The 13,755-nt window shown below is 42.9% G+C and carries 15 protein-coding genes; 9 read left to right on the top strand and 6 right to left on the bottom strand.

Features of this window, described 5'->3' with window-relative positions; genetic code table 11:
• Positions 1–9: 9 nt before the first annotated feature.
• On the bottom strand, positions 10–327 hold the full coding sequence (locus tag DYI25_RS12290) for a hypothetical protein (protein WP_213369085.1): 318 nt from the start codon (positions 325–327) through the stop codon (positions 10–12).
• A gap of 203 nt (positions 328–530) precedes the next feature.
• On the opposite strand from DYI25_RS12290, the gene DYI25_RS12285 reads away from it, so the two are divergent.
• Together DYI25_RS12285 and argH are read left to right on the top strand one after the other, a co-directional pair.
• Positions 531–1,736 (top strand): argininosuccinate synthase, encoded by a 1,206-nt coding sequence (locus tag DYI25_RS12285; RefSeq protein WP_213369083.1) that lies wholly within the window; start codon positions 531–533, stop codon positions 1,734–1,736.
• The gene (gene argH / locus DYI25_RS12280; protein ID WP_213369081.1) at positions 1,733–3,103 is read left to right on the top strand and encodes an argininosuccinate lyase; all 1,371 of its coding nucleotides are present in this window, start codon (positions 1,733–1,735) and stop codon (positions 3,101–3,103) included. Before DYI25_RS12285 ends, argH begins: the two co-directional genes overlap by 4 nt.
• Positions 3,104–3,176: 73 nt before the next feature.
• On the opposite strand, the gene DYI25_RS12275 is transcribed toward argH, so the two are convergent.
• The gene (locus DYI25_RS12275; protein WP_213369080.1) at positions 3,177–3,626 is read right to left on the bottom strand and encodes a universal stress protein; all 450 of its coding nucleotides are present in this window, start codon (positions 3,624–3,626) and stop codon (positions 3,177–3,179) included.
• A 105-nt stretch (positions 3,627–3,731) separates the two neighbouring features.
• Here DYI25_RS12275 and DYI25_RS12270 point away from each other — a divergent pair, with 105 nt between their 5' ends.
• From DYI25_RS12270 to DYI25_RS12260, 3 genes are all read left to right on the top strand, one after another.
• A complete protein-coding gene (locus DYI25_RS12270; protein ID WP_213369079.1) occupies positions 3,732–3,887 on the top strand; it encodes a hypothetical protein in 156 nt (51 codons plus the stop codon).
• A 334-nt stretch (positions 3,888–4,221) separates the two neighbouring features.
• Positions 4,222–5,343 carry an alanine dehydrogenase gene (ald, locus tag DYI25_RS12265; RefSeq protein ID WP_213369078.1) on the top strand — a complete coding sequence of 374 codons (1,122 nt, stop codon included), beginning with the start codon at positions 4,222–4,224 and terminating at the stop codon, positions 5,341–5,343.
• Between the two features lie 166 nt (positions 5,344–5,509).
• The gene (locus DYI25_RS12260) at positions 5,510–6,439 is read left to right on the top strand and encodes a manganese-dependent inorganic pyrophosphatase (RefSeq protein ID WP_213369077.1); all 930 of its coding nucleotides are present in this window, start codon (positions 5,510–5,512) and stop codon (positions 6,437–6,439) included.
• Positions 6,440–6,493: 54 nt separating this feature from the next.
• On the opposite strand, the gene DYI25_RS12255 is transcribed toward DYI25_RS12260, so the two are convergent.
• From DYI25_RS12255 to deoC, 3 genes are all read right to left on the bottom strand, one after another.
• Positions 6,494–7,108 (bottom strand): AmiS/UreI family transporter, encoded by a 615-nt coding sequence (locus tag DYI25_RS12255; protein ID WP_213369582.1) that lies wholly within the window; start codon positions 7,106–7,108, stop codon positions 6,494–6,496.
• Positions 7,109–7,244: 136 nt separating this feature from the next.
• Positions 7,245–7,667 carry a cytidine deaminase gene (locus DYI25_RS12250; RefSeq protein WP_213369076.1) on the bottom strand — a complete coding sequence of 141 codons (423 nt, stop codon included), beginning with the start codon at positions 7,665–7,667 and terminating at the stop codon, positions 7,245–7,247.
• A gap of 253 nt (positions 7,668–7,920) precedes the next feature.
• The gene (gene deoC / locus DYI25_RS12245) at positions 7,921–8,595 is read right to left on the bottom strand and encodes a deoxyribose-phosphate aldolase (protein WP_213369074.1); all 675 of its coding nucleotides are present in this window, start codon (positions 8,593–8,595) and stop codon (positions 7,921–7,923) included.
• A gap of 410 nt (positions 8,596–9,005) precedes the next feature.
• Here deoC and queF point away from each other — a divergent pair, with 410 nt between their 5' ends.
• Positions 9,006–9,503 (top strand): preQ(1) synthase, encoded by a 498-nt coding sequence (queF, locus tag DYI25_RS12240; RefSeq protein WP_213369072.1) that lies wholly within the window; start codon positions 9,006–9,008, stop codon positions 9,501–9,503.
• Positions 9,504–9,704: 201 nt separating this feature from the next.
• Here queF and DYI25_RS12235 read toward each other — a convergent pair whose 3' ends face one another.
• Positions 9,705–10,802 (bottom strand): M24 family metallopeptidase, encoded by a 1,098-nt coding sequence (locus tag DYI25_RS12235; RefSeq protein ID WP_213369070.1) that lies wholly within the window; start codon positions 10,800–10,802, stop codon positions 9,705–9,707.
• Positions 10,803–10,965: 163 nt separating this feature from the next.
• Here DYI25_RS12235 and DYI25_RS12230 point away from each other — a divergent pair, with 163 nt between their 5' ends.
• The 3 genes from DYI25_RS12230 (at position 10,966) to DYI25_RS12220 (ending at position 13,727) form a co-directional block, all read left to right on the top strand.
• Positions 10,966–11,646, top strand: a complete 681-nt coding sequence (locus tag DYI25_RS12230; protein ID WP_213369069.1) for a metal-dependent hydrolase — start codon at positions 10,966–10,968, stop codon at positions 11,644–11,646.
• A gap of 106 nt (positions 11,647–11,752) precedes the next feature.
• Entirely contained in the window at positions 11,753–12,001 is a 249-nt protein-coding gene (locus tag DYI25_RS12225; RefSeq protein ID WP_213369068.1) for a hypothetical protein, read from the top strand.
• A gap of 406 nt (positions 12,002–12,407) precedes the next feature.
• Complete coding sequence (locus DYI25_RS12220) at positions 12,408–13,727, top strand: CBS domain-containing protein (RefSeq protein WP_213369067.1); 1,320 nt, start codon at positions 12,408–12,410, stop codon at positions 13,725–13,727.
• The last annotated feature ends 28 nt before the right edge of the window (positions 13,728–13,755 follow it).

Raw genomic sequence — 13,755 nt, 5'->3', positions numbered from 1 at the left:
ATTAAAAGTTTATCGATGCATTTTCTCCGATGAAATCTCCTGCTGGGTGCGGTACCAGAGCCATAGGTCATTGATGATTGACGCCAGCTCAGCAATTTCACTGTTCAGTTCACAGGAACGGATGAAGTTGCTTTCATCGGAAAGCTGGGATTGCTTAAGGTTGATTGTTTTTTCAAGCTCTGCGATCCGGTCAGGGATGCTGCCGCGAATTTTTTCCCAATGGAGGAGAATCGCGTGCCGTGTATTAAGGTCATAATCTTCCCAATTTTCTCTTAGGTCAGGCAGGGGTATGCCCAGTCTGCTGTTAAAAAGAAAATATTGTTCCATTTCTAAAGGAGCCCCCATTCCGGTAATCATTAATTTCATTCTACTATACTTTTATTTCCTCTTCTACACTAGTCCCTCAGAAGTTTCCTACCAAAAAACTAAAATTTCAACTTGAAATGTTCTGTAAAACCTGTTAATTTAGTAACAATGAATAAACATTTATTTAAATGTATAAATATCCACATTGAAAAGGAGATAAAAAAATGACTGAAAATAAATTGGTGCTTGCCTATTCTGGCGGGCTTGATACATCTGTTGCTATTAAATGGCTAAAGGACCAGGGCTACGCGGTGATTGCTTGCTGCCTTGATGTTGGTGAAGGAAAAGATCTTGAGTTCATAAAAGAAAAAGCTTTGAAGGTCGGCGCTATCCAATCATACGTCTTGGATGTCAAAGAAGAATTCGCCAATGATTATGCACTATTCGCCCTCCAGGCCCATGCATTATATGAAGGGAAATATCCGCTGGTATCTGCATTATCACGTCCATTGATTTCTAAGAAACTAGTAGAAATAGCTGAAATGGAAGGTGCAACTGCTGTTGCGCATGGCTGCACAGGAAAAGGAAATGACCAGGTACGTTTTGAGGTATCAATCAAAGCATTGAACCCAGATCTTAAGGTGATTGCTCCGGTTCGCGACTGGAAATGGTCACGTGAGGAAGAAATCGCTTATGCAGCAAATAACGGCATCCCGATTCCAATCAATCTTGACAGTCCATTCTCAATCGACCAGAACCTTTGGGGAAGAAGCAATGAATGCGGCATTCTGGAGGATCCGTGGCAGGCGCCGCCAGTCGAAGCTTATGAATTGACCGCTGAGCTGGAAGACACGCCGGACACACCAGATATCATCGAGATTGAATTTGTCGAAGGTGTACCAACAGCAATTGATGGCAAAGCATATCCACTTTCAGAATTGATCCTAGAGCTTAACGCTGTTGCAGGTAAGCATGGTGTCGGAAGGATTGACCACGTGGAAAACCGTCTTGTCGGCATCAAGTCGCGTGAAGTGTATGAAGCTCCAGCGGCGATGACATTGATCAAAGCACATAAGGAACTTGAAGATATCACGCTTGTAAAAGAGGTAGCTCATTTTAAACCGGTAATTGAGAAAAAGATGACAGAATTGATTTACGAAGGGTTATGGTTCTCGCCGCTTCAGGAAGCACTGGCAGCGTTCCTGAAATCAACCCAGAAGCATGTAACTGGTACTGTCCGAGTCAAGCTATTCAAAGGCCATTCAATCATCGAAGGCAGAAAGTCACCGTATTCTTTATACAATGAAAAATTGGCCACTTACACTGCGGACGATGAATTCGACCATAGTGCTGCTGTTGGATTCATCAATCTGTGGGGACTGCCAACAGTTGTCCATAGCATGGTCCAGGGCAAGAAGGTGACAGTGTGAAGAAATTATGGGGAGGCAGATTCACCGGGTCAGCTGAGGAATGGGTCGATGAATTCGGGGCATCGATCGGCTTTGATCAGGAACTAGCGGAGCAGGATATTGACGGCAGTATGGCCCATGCCACAATGCTTGCGAAATGCGGAGTGATTACGGAGGGTGAAGCGGCTGTAATCATTCAAGGTTTGAAAGAATTAAGGCAAAAAGCGGTCAAAGGTGAACTGGAATACTCAGCTAAGCTTGAGGATATCCATTTGAACATGGAACATCACCTGACGGAATTGATTGGTCCAACCGGCGGCAAGCTCCATACGGCGAGGAGCAGGAACGATCAGGTTGCGACGGATATGCATTTGTATCTTAAAGAGCAGGTATCCGAAATCATCGAGCTGATTACTGAGTTCCAAAGAACCTTGGTCCATCAGGCAGAAAAAAATATAGAGACGCTGATGCCAGGCTATACTCATTTGCAAAGAGCACAGCCAATCTCATTTGCCCATCATCTGATGGCTTACTTTTGGATGCTTGACCGGGATAAACAGCGTTATCTAGATAGCATGAAAAGAATCAATCTATCACCGCTTGGTGCCGGTGCGCTTGCAGGAACTACTTTTCCGATTGACCGCCATATGACAGCAGAAATTCTGGGGTTTGAGGGCATATATGAAAACAGCCTGGATGCTGTAAGTGACCGTGATTTTATTCTTGAGTTCCTGTCAGGCAGCTCTATTTTAATGACGCATCTATCACGTTTGAGTGAGGAGATCATACTGTGGTCGAGCCAGGAGTTCCAGTTCATCGAGCTATCAGATGCATTTACAACCGGCAGCAGCATCATGCCGCAGAAGAAGAATCCGGATATGGCTGAACTGATTCGCGGTAAAACAGGCCGTGTCTATGGAAGCCTGATGGGACTCTTGACGGTATTGAAAGGACTGCCTTTAGCATATAACAAAGATATGCAGGAAGATAAAGAAGGGATGTTTGATACTGTCAAAACAGTGAAGGGCTCCCTGAAAATATTCGCTGGCATGATCAGTACAATGAAGGTGAAAGAGGAGAAGATGGCCAAATCGGTCAAGAATGATTTTTCAAATGCAACGGAGCTGGCTGACTATCTGGCGGCGAAAGGAGTACCTTTCCGTGAAGCACATGAAATCGTTGGAAAGCTTGTCCTTGAATGCATTCAAAAAGGATGCTATCTTGCAGACCTGCCAATAGAAGCATATAAATCCATGAACCCGCTGTTTGATCAAAATATTTACGAGGCATTGAATCCTTATAACGTCGTGGAAAGACGTAACAGCGCTGGAGGCACAGGTTTTTCACAGGTAAAACTCCAAATCGAAAAAGCAAAAACATCACTATAAATGGCTATTCTCGAATTAATAGAGAAAGCACGCAGCATTTCAATGCTGCGTGCTTTTTGTATGGTTAGTAAGCTTAATTTTCTTTGTCAGTCCGGACAACCAGGACATCACATGATGCATAGCGGGTGATATGCTCGGAGACACTTCCGATAAAGAAGCGTTCCACTGCGTTCATTCCTGTTGCTCCGCAAATGATCAGGTCGGCGTTGTATTTTTTCGCAACATCTTTCGCAATCTTGACCTTTGGTGAACCATAATCGATGTCATACTCTACGTCTTTGATACCAGCTTCGAGTGCCTGCTGTTTGTAGCTTTCCATCAACTCTGTAGCAAACTGGGTCGCACGCTCTGAGATGGTGCGGTCATATGCCTCAACCGTAGCAAAGGTGCGTAAATCGATTATGTGGGTCATGACAAGACTCGCGTCGTTTCTTTTTGCGATCTCAATGGCTTTTTTAAAAGCCCATGCTGCTTGTTTAGAACCATCAACGGCAACTAAAATATTCTTATAATAAAGTGCCATAGTTCTCGCCTCCTTTACCTATATTATACAACAGTTTCCTTGGTATAGCTGTGACAATCCAACGAAAACTATAGATGCAAGCATCATATTGAAGGAGGAAGTCATATGGACAAAAGGGAACAGCAAGGGCGGTCATTTTATGATTATGATGATCAAGGTGTCATGCAGGTAAGCCAGCAAATCATGGATTCATACAACAGCGGAGTAGTCCCGCAGGAACAGATGAAATCAGCAGTAGAAAACAACGAAGAAAATAGATAGAAACTGTTTTCGCAAAGAAACTTGCTTTTTCAAACGCGTACTTACAACCCCTTATTTTAAAAAAACTGGCTAAATGGAAAGAGGTGGCTTGCTAAGAATCATTGCTCTTAGCAAGCCTTTTATACTTTCTTTAAAATTAAAAATATACAGAATAGTATATTTTAGGGAGTTTTGTAAGAATTGTTTTGCCAAAAGCCTTTTTTTCTACTAAAATGAAAGTGTTTTCATCCCAGTGTCTTTGTTCTATTTTTCCTATATCATAAATTGAAAAAATGATATAGTGGTGGCAGGGTTGAAATGGTAGGGCAATTATTATTATAGGAGGTATGCAATAATGCGTATCGGTGTACCTAAAGAGATAAAAAACAATGAAAACCGTGTGGCTATGACGCCTGCAGGAGTAGTTAACCTTGTGAACTTCGGACACGAGGTTTATATCGAAACAGGAGCTGGAATTGGCTCAAGTTTTACAGACGAGGACTACAAAGCTGCCGGAGCGCTAATCGTTGAAAGTGCACAAGAAGCATGGGCACAGGATATGGTCATGAAGGTTAAAGAACCTCTTGCAGAAGAATACGGTTATTTCCGTGAAGGCTTGATTCTATTTACATATTTACACCTGGCTCCAGAACCAGAGCTGACAAAGGCTCTAATTGAGAACAAGGTTGTCGGCATCGCATATGAAACTGTACAGCTGGCTAACGGCTCTCTTCCATTACTTACACCTATGAGTGAAGTTGCTGGCCGTATGTCTACACAAATCGGTGCACAGTTCCTTGAAAAGGTTCATGGCGGGAAAGGTATCCTTCTTGGAGGCGTTCCAGGCGTACAAAGAGGAAAAGTAACAATTATCGGTGGTGGCGTTGCAGGCACGAACGCAGCGAAAATGGCTGTCGGACTTGGCGCTCAGGTTACAATGATCGACCTGAACCCGGACCGTCTTCGTCAGCTGGATGATATTTTCGGTTCTGACATTACGACTCTAATGTCAAATCCTTTGAACATTGCTGAGGCAGTCAAAGCATCTGACCTTGTAATTGGTGCAGTTTTGATTCCAGGCGCGAAGGCTCCCAAGCTTGTAACAGAAGAAATGATCCAGTCGATGAACCCGGGGTCAGTCGTTGTCGATATCGCAATCGATCAGGGCGGAATTTTCGAAACAACTGATAGAATCACGACACATGACAACCCAACTTATGAAAGGCATGGAGTTGTTCACTACGCAGTTGCGAACATGCCAGGTGCAGTTCCTAGAACATCCACAATAGCGCTGACTAATGTAACAGTGCCATATGCTGTACAAATCGCAAACAAAGGCTACAAGCAGGCTTGCCTGGACAATCAAGCACTGTTAAAGGGCATCAACACACTTAATGGCTACGTTACTTATCAGGCAGTGGCTGAAGCACACAACCTCGTTTACTCTGAAACAAAAACATTGTTAGAGCAAATCTAATTCATCAAGATCCGGAGCCATCTAATCCGGATCTTTTTATTTCGGTGAAATAGCTAATTTTGGACAAAGCTGTTTAAAATAATTCAATTTTAGCGTATATTATTTATGGGATATACGGGTTCTCTAGCAGAACGACCGTGATAATTTGTTATTGAGGAGTGTCATCATGGAAAAAGTACTTGTTTTTGGACATAAAAACCCTGATACGGATACAATCTGCTCTGCCATCGCCTATGCTAACTTAAAGCAAAAGCTTGGTGCCGATGCGGAAGCAGTGCGTTTGGGCCAGGTTAATGGGGAAACTCAATATGCGCTTGATCACTTCAAGGCTGATGCGCCTCGTCTTGTTGGAAGGGTTTCTGAAGAAGTGGGCCAGGTCATCCTGGTTGACCACAATGAACGCCAGCAGAGCGCCGATGATATTGCTGATGTCCAGATTGTGGAAGTCATTGACCATCACCGTGTCGCTAATTTTGAGACAAGTGATCCGTTATACTTCCGAGTTGAGCCAGTGGGCTGCACTGCAACAATCTTGAATAAGATGTACAAGGAAAACAATGTGGAAATCGATAAAAATATCGCAGGCCTGATGCTTTCTGCTATCATTTCCGATTCTTTATTGTTCAAGTCTCCTACTTGCACTGAGCAAGATGTGGCAGCAGCACGTGAATTGGCTGAAATCGCAGGTGTGGACGCTGAAGAATACGGTCTTGAAATGCTAAAAGCTGGTGCTGATCTTAGCAGCAAAACAATCGAAGAACTTATTTCCCTCGACGCCAAGGAATTCCAGATGGGAGATTCCAAGGTTGAAATCGCACAGGTAAACACAGTTGATGTCAATGATGTTCTTTTGCGCAAAGTAGAGCTTGAAGAAGCATTGATCAATAAAGTGACAGAAAAGAATCTTGGTCTATTCTTGTTGGTTATCACCGATATTTTAACAAATGATTCTGCAGCACTGGCGATTGGTGAAAAAGCCACAGCTGTAGAAGAAGCTTTCAACGTTACATTGGAAAACAATACAGCGACACTTAAAGGCGTCGTTTCGCGCAAGAAGCAGGTCGTTCCAGTTTTGACAAACGTACTTGCGAAGTAAAATCGAAAAAACCGTCCTTGCCAAATTAAATCGGCAGGACGTTTTTTTTGATAGTTAAGCGAATTTCTCAGTGTGAGCAGATGCTTTCTTAAGCTTTAATGTAATATAAGCAAAGTAAACAAAAGCGGCAATCGAGAAGTATATCCAGGCATTGATGACCTGTTCCGTTTTCCATAAGCCTGTCATGGACAGCAATGCCGGGAATGTCAGAGTCAGCCAGGATTGTACCATGGCTACTTTGCCGATATACGCATCTATTTGCTTGTTCATTCCCATTGACAGGAAGAACAGGAACCAAAGGTAGGCCCACATCAGCCATGTAAGGGTGCTGACAATGTCTTCGAAATGAACGTAAGCGACGAATGCATAGATGATTGCAATGACGGCAACCCAAAGGGAGTACCAGCCAAGGCCGGTGCCATCAAGATCTTTCAATAATGTCATTCCTACATATAAATAAGTAAAGCCAAACAGAAAAATGCTGGCAAGACTATAGATCGTCCAGTTGCTTTGATCAGATGCGATTATCAAATAGAATGGCACAATGACCTGCATTGCCCCGATGAATAAGTTGAATACTGCCACGCTTTTCGTGTTTGCTCTTCCTAAGAGCATTAAGCTGTTCAGGAAAAGTGCAGCGCCTGATAATAATAAACCTGCGTCTCCCATGATGTATGCCGGCCAGATTGAGCGGTCGGCTCTAACCTCCTTTATCAAGCTAAAAACTGTCGAATAAGAAAGAGCAATTCCATCATCCATTCAGAATAAAGGAATTGCCCATTTGTTAACTTTTTAATAATATAGCTTAATCCATCTTTTTGGACATATCTACCTTATCCATATCCTTGGATGTGAAATAACCAGGAAGGATTTCATCAATTGTTGTTTCCTTCACATCGCCATTAATGTTTGCAAGGTAAATTTTTGTATCGTCAGTTGCAAATTCTGCAATAACCTGGCGGCAGGCACCGCATGGAGAAATAGGACCATCAGTATCCCCTACGACTGCAATCGCCTTGATTTCTGTATCACCTTCGGATACAGCCTTAAAAATTGCGGTTCTTTCAGCACAATTCGTCAGGCCATACGAGGCATTTTCGATATTACAGCCTAGATAAACTTGATCATTGCTTGTAACGATTGCAGCGCCAACCTGAAACTTAGAATATGGAACGTATGCTTTGCTTCTTGCTTCAATTGCTTTTTCAACAAGCGTGTTTTTATCCATCGTCCATTCCCCATTCCCATCTTTATTAGTATTCACTTCGAGAATTGTCCAGCTCCAGCGCCTAGCCAGTTTTCATCCCTGAGAAGGCTTCTTTGAGCAGCTCGAGTCGCTTCGGTCCGCCCAATGAAGTCAAAGAACAACTTCACCGGTCGGCCCTCCGTGGCTCACAATGTGCTAGACCCGCCAGCCACAGTACGTGGCGTTTTAAGGCGGGCAGCGCATGTCGGGGCTGAGCAAGGCGCTTACGCTTTTCTTAGTATGAAGAGTCAGATGTCAGGCCGTTTACGATTGCCACGCCAGAACTTGCGCCAATTCTTGTAGCACCAGCTTCGATCATGCTTTGAGCATCCTCAAGGCTTCTTACTCCGCCGGAAGCTTTTACACCCACATCAGGGCCGACTGTTTTTCTCATTAAAGCGATGTCTTCTACAGTTGCGCCGCCTGTTGAGAATCCAGTGGATGTCTTTACAAAATCTGCTCCTGCTTTTACAGATAGCTTGCAAGCCATTTCTTTTTCTTCATCAGTAAGAAGGCAAGTCTCGATGATGACTTTAGTCAATGCTTTGCCTTTTGCTGCGTCAACTACCGCTTTGATATCCTTTTCAACCAAGTCATACTGCTTGTCTTTCAATGCGCCGATATTGATGACCATGTCCACTTCAGTGGCACCATTTTCGATTGCATTTGTAGTTTCGAATGCTTTTACTTCAGGAGTTGAAGCTCCAAGAGGGAAGCCGATAACTGTACATACTTCAACACCTTCAGCATCTTTAAGGATTTCAGCAGCCTTCTTTACCCATGTCGGGTTAACGCAAACAGAAGCAAATTTATATTCTTTTGCTTCCTCAGCTAGTTTTACAACCTCTGCTTCGGTTGCATTTGCTTTAAGTAATGTGTGGTCAATCATACCTGCTAAATCTTTTGTCATTAAATTCAAACCCTTTCCGTAAAAAAATTATGTTGAAACGCTTTCATAACAAAGAAAATATATCGCACAGATTTATTATGTGTTACTTACATAAATAATATAGCAGGTAGGTGAACATATGTAAATAACCTCGTGAACAAATGTAAAAATAAATTATGGAAGTACATGAATTTGTCATATTTCTTTTCAAAAATTTTCTTTTGACTTTGAAATCGTATTTCATTATAGTTGCTATATAAAAACGAATAAATTATCCTGCAATCGCGGGAGAGGTTCATAGCGGACACCCTCTATAAAAAACTATGGCTTTGATTATTTCAACCATATCCCAGAGGATGTGGTTTTTTATTTGATAAGCAGGGTTCCTGGGCCTCAAAAAGCGTTTGCAATTATAATAGGAGGCTTTTAAAATGGCTGGAAGAAAAAACGAGGAATTGGAAGATTTGACATTGCTTGGCAATCAGGGGACAAAATACTTGTTTGAATACAGCCCTGATATCCTTGAAACTTTTGAAAATAAACATCCGTACCGCGATTACTTTGTGAAATTCAACACACCGGAATTCACAAGTCTATGCCCGATCACAGGCCAGCCTGATTTTGCATCCATTTATATCAGCTACATTCCGGACAAGTTGATGGTCGAAAGCAAATCGCTGAAACTTTATCTTTTCAGCTTCAGGAACCACGGTGATTTCCATGAAGATTGCATGAACATCATCATGAACGACTTGATCAAGCTAATGGACCCTCGATATATTGAGGTTTGGGGCAAATTCACGCCAAGAGGCGGAATTTCAATCGATCCGTATACTAACTATGGCAAGCCTGGTACTAAGTACGAAGAAATGGCTGATTACCGGATGATGAACCATGATATGTATCCTGAAAAAGTGGATAATCGCTAAAAAAAGAGCAGCCGAGGCTGCTCTTTTTAAATTGGAAAAAATCACTCGGAATTTACAGTTCGCTATAAAAATGAATATTTCGCTATAAAAAAATCTTTATCGCTATAACTGAAAGATTTTCGCTATAAAAACAAAGTTCTCGCTGTATTTGAAAAAAGCAAACTGCCTGAATCCGAAATCCAGGCGATTTTGCTCTTCATTTTACGATACAAATACCAATTCTTTAGGGAATTTTGTTAAAATTTCGATTCCATCCTCGGTAATGACCACATCATCTTCAATTCTTACACCTGCCACGCCTGGTACATAAATTCCCGGCTCGGCAGTGAACACCATTCCTTTTTCCATTAATAAAGGATTAGTGCTTGTCAATGATGGATACTCGTGTACGCTGACACCAAGTCCGTGTCCGAGGCGGTGAGGGAAGTAATCCCCGTATCCGGCTTCTTCAATCACATTGCGTGCAGCAAGGTCAACCTCGGAGCATGCAACACCAGCTCGTGCAGTATCAAGAGCTTTCAGCTGTGCTTTTAATACGGTGTTATAAATTTCTTCCTGCTGTTTATTAATCTCACCGTAAGCAACGGTCCTTGTGATATCCGAGCAGTAACCATCCATCACAACACCAAGGTCGAACAAGACGAGGTCACCTTTTTTGATTTTTGTCAGGCCTGGTGTACCATGTGGAGCCGCTGCATTTTTACCAGTAAGGACCATCGTTGAAAACGACATCTCTGTAACGCCTTTTTTCTTCAGTTCATATTCAATCGCTGCAAGTACATCAAGCTCGGTTTTGCCTTCTTGAATTTCGTTAACTCCTGTTTGGATGGCAAAATCAGCTAGCTCACACGCTTTTCTTAGCTTCTGCAATTCCTCTTCGGTTTTTACTATGCGCATTAGGCGAAGTTTTTCTTCTGCTGAAACAAATTCAGATCCGCCAAAAAGGCCAGCCATTTTTTCATAGCGCTCTACATTAAGTTGTTCCTTCTCGATGGCTGTTTTCTTGATGGAAGGAACGCGCTTTTTAATTGCATTGTATGCCAACTCCATAGAATCATCCGTATCGCTGTAGCCGATGATTTCAAGTCCCCATCCCGCGTTTTTCGCATTTTCTTTATCCATCGCCGGGCAAATCATGAATGGTTCAGCATCCTGGAATACAGCAACAGCGAGCAGTCTTTCGTGAGGATCGCTTAAAAATCCGCTCAGGTAAAATACATTGTCAGGAGATGTAACAAAAGTGACATCGACACTATTGTCCTTCATCCAACCTGATAATGCAGCCAATCTTTCAGTCATAGAAATTCCTCCTCTGATATGTACATCACACTATGAGAGTAGCAATTCACGGTTGAAAAGTAAAACTTTTAAAGGCCAGGTTTTGTGGGTAAACAGAAAAATGAAGCAGGAGATAAGCAAGTAACGTTGAAATATCTAATTGATGATTGAAAGGAGCGATAATATGAAAGTATCTTATCACGGCCATTCTGTTGTTAAAATCGAAACAAATGGGAAGACAATCTTGATTGACCCATTTATCACTGGTAATGACCTAACTGATTTGAAGGTGGAGGATGTGAAGCCGGATGTCATCATCCTGACCCATGCCCACGGGGACCATCTGGGGGATACGGTGGAGCTGGCTCAAAAGCATGACTCACTTGTAATCGCCAACTTTGAAGTTGCTACATATTTAAGCTGGAAGGGCTTGAACACTCATGGTATGTCCATCGGAGGTGCTTATGAATTTGATTTTGGCAAAGTAAAAATGACGCCAGCATTTCATGGCACTGGCATGGTCACTGAAAACAATGAAATCATTTATGGTGGAATGCCAGCAGGAATTCTGTTCATGGCAGAAGGCAAAACCGTCTTCCATGCGGGTGATACAGGCTTATTTTCTGACATGAAGTTGATTGGCGAGAGGCATCCGATTGATCTTGCATTCCTGCCGATCGGTGATAATTTTACGATGGGACCAGAAGATGCTGCATTAGCGGCAGAATTCCTGAATGCCAAGGAAGTAGTGCCGATTCACTTCAATACGTTCCCGCCAATCAAGCAGGATCCACATGCTTTTGTAAAAATGCTTAAGAAAAACAAAGGCACCGTCCTTGAAGTTGGAGAGGCAATCGAGCTGTAACCGTCACCAAGCTGCACAAAAAGTTGTGCAGCTTTTTCTTTTTAACATGCTTTTTTTAGCTCTGGAAGCATAGATATAATGTAAGACAACCTGTAGGAGGGGGAAAATGAAGAAAAATCGATACTTGCTATACCTGCTGTTATGCGGCGTGATGCTTTACATAGCGATGCCAGAGCTTAACTTCCAGGTTGGAGGTAAAGAAGCTTTGTTTGCCGGTTCGTGGCTTTTCCTGGCTTTGTTAGTGTTTGCAGGGAATCTGGCAGCCTTTTTATACACTCCAAAAAAACGTGGCCGGACTGCCAGCAGGGGATTGGAAATCAACCAAAAAAGAAAATCACGTGTTTATACTGGCTGAGTGGATCAGCCAGTTTTTCTTTTATATAGGCTGTGAAAGCTAATTGTTGTTTTTAAATCCTGTTGATTGTAGTGGAAGGCGCGCAGACTCCTCCAAAAATGCTAACGCATTTACATCGTGCGTGGGCAAGTTCGAGGAAGTCAATCAATGTCCTGCGGGATCAGCGGGACAGGTGAGACCCCACAAGCACTTTTAGCGCTGAGGAGCCTCACCGCACGCCCCGCGGAAAGCGAAGCGCCTGGAACGGAAATCAACAGCCTAATTTAACAGAACCTTTTATAAAAAAACGCATTTTGCGATAAAAAACTCTTGAACCCTAATTAAATTGAATCCAACCCTTTAAAACCTTATAATGATAATGGATAGAACTACTTTGTACGGAAAATTATTAAAAAGGGTGAAAGTCTTGGCAACTAAGCATGAACAAATACTTCAATATATAGATGAATTGCCAATAGGAGAAAAGATATCGGTACGCCAAATCGCCAAGGCGCTTAACGTAAGCGAAGGGACTGCATACAGAGCAATAAAAGATGCTGAGAATAAAGGGTATGTCAGCACGATTGAACGAGTCGGCACCATCAGGATTGAACGGAAAAAGAAAGAGAACATTGAAAAGCTTACTTTTGCCGAAGTTGTCAATATCGTCGATGGACAAGTACTGGGCGGCCGAGCCGGACTTCATAAAACATTAAATAAATTTGTCATCGGGGCCATGAAGCTCGAAGCGATGATGCGTTATACGGGAGCGGGCAACCTGCTGATTGTCGGGAACCGAGACAAAGCGCATGAGCATGCGTTAAGGGCAGGGGCAGCTGTTTTAGTCACCGGGGGCTTTGATACGGAAGACCATGTAAAAAAGCTGGCAGATGAGCTGCAGCTGCCGATTATTTCCAGCAGTTATGATACTTTTACAGTAGCGACAATGATCAACCGTGCAATTTACGATCAGTTGATAAAAAAAGAAATTATTCTTGTGGAGGATATTCTTACACCGGTTACTGAAACGATTTTCCTTAAGGCTAATGACCGGGTATCAGATTGGTACCGACACAAGGATGAAACAATGCACAGCCGCTTTCCAGTAGTGGACCAGAATATGAAAGTAATCGGGATGATCACATCGAAAGACGTAATGGGACATGAACAGGATACATTAATTGAGAAAATCATGACAAAGAATCCCATGACAGTAAGCGGATCGACGAGTGTCGCTTCATCTGCCCACATGATGGTGTGGGAAGGCATTGAAGTACTGCCGGTTGTGGATGATGCCAACAGGCTTCAAGGCATTGTCAGCAGACAGGATGTATTGAAAGCTCTTCAAATGATCCAGCGCCAGCCACAGGTAGGGGAGACGCTTGATGATACAGTTACAAACCAGCTGGTCCTATCAAAAGGGAAAACAAAGGATGAAGACATTTTCCGCTGCCAGGTGACTCCGCAGATGACGAACCACCTTGGGACGGTTTCATATGGCGTGTTTACGACAATCGTCACAGAAGCCGCGAACCGTGTGCTGCGGGGATATAAAAAAGGCGATTTGGTTGTCGAGAATATGACGATCTATTTTATGAAGCCTGTGCAGATTGACAGTGTAATAGAGATTTATCCGAAGGTTCTCGAGGTAGGAAGGAAGTTCGGGAAGGTCGATATCGAAGCCTTCAATGACGGAGTTCTGGTAGGGAAGGCCATGATGATGTGTCAGCTAATCGACAGACACTAAATTGATTGATGGATAAAATAAAGCCGAT

Source organism: Mesobacillus boroniphilus (assembly GCF_018424685.1).
GTDB classification, from domain to species: domain Bacteria; phylum Bacillota; class Bacilli; order Bacillales; family Cytobacillaceae; genus Mesobacillus; species Mesobacillus boroniphilus_A.
Note: the sequence above shows the minus strand (reverse complement) of the source record. Positions and strands in the feature narration are given on the sequence as shown.

Bases quoted from the DNA above. Each gene is read 5' to 3' on its own strand.
- DYI25_RS12260 (WP_213369077.1), top strand. From the start codon at position 5,510: ATGGAAAAAGTACTTGTTTTTGGACATAAAAACCCTGATACGGATACA.
- queF (WP_213369072.1), top strand. From the start codon at position 9,006: ATGGCTGGAAGAAAAAACGAGGAATTGGAAGATTTGACATTGCTTGGC.
- DYI25_RS12290 (WP_213369085.1), bottom strand. From the start codon at position 327: ATGGAACAATATTTTCTTTTTAACAGCAGACTGGGCATACCCCTGCCT.
- DYI25_RS12235 (WP_213369070.1), bottom strand. From the start codon at position 10,802: ATGACTGAAAGATTGGCTGCATTATCAGGTTGGATGAAGGACAATAGT.
- ald (WP_213369078.1), top strand. From the start codon at position 4,222: ATGCGTATCGGTGTACCTAAAGAGATAAAAAACAATGAAAACCGTGTG.
- DYI25_RS12270 (WP_213369079.1), top strand. From the start codon at position 3,732: ATGGACAAAAGGGAACAGCAAGGGCGGTCATTTTATGATTATGATGAT.
- DYI25_RS12250 (WP_213369076.1), bottom strand. From the start codon at position 7,667: ATGGATAAAAACACGCTTGTTGAAAAAGCAATTGAAGCAAGAAGCAAA.
- DYI25_RS12285 (WP_213369083.1), top strand. From the start codon at position 531: ATGACTGAAAATAAATTGGTGCTTGCCTATTCTGGCGGGCTTGATACA.
- DYI25_RS12275 (WP_213369080.1), bottom strand. From the start codon at position 3,626: ATGGCACTTTATTATAAGAATATTTTAGTTGCCGTTGATGGTTCTAAA.
- DYI25_RS12255 (WP_213369582.1), bottom strand. From the start codon at position 7,108: ATGGGAGACGCAGGTTTATTATTATCAGGCGCTGCACTTTTCCTGAAC.
- deoC (WP_213369074.1), bottom strand. From the start codon at position 8,595: ATGACAAAAGATTTAGCAGGTATGATTGACCACACATTACTTAAAGCA.
- DYI25_RS12225 (WP_213369068.1), top strand. From the start codon at position 11,753: ATGAAGAAAAATCGATACTTGCTATACCTGCTGTTATGCGGCGTGATG.
- DYI25_RS12230 (WP_213369069.1), top strand. From the start codon at position 10,966: ATGAAAGTATCTTATCACGGCCATTCTGTTGTTAAAATCGAAACAAAT.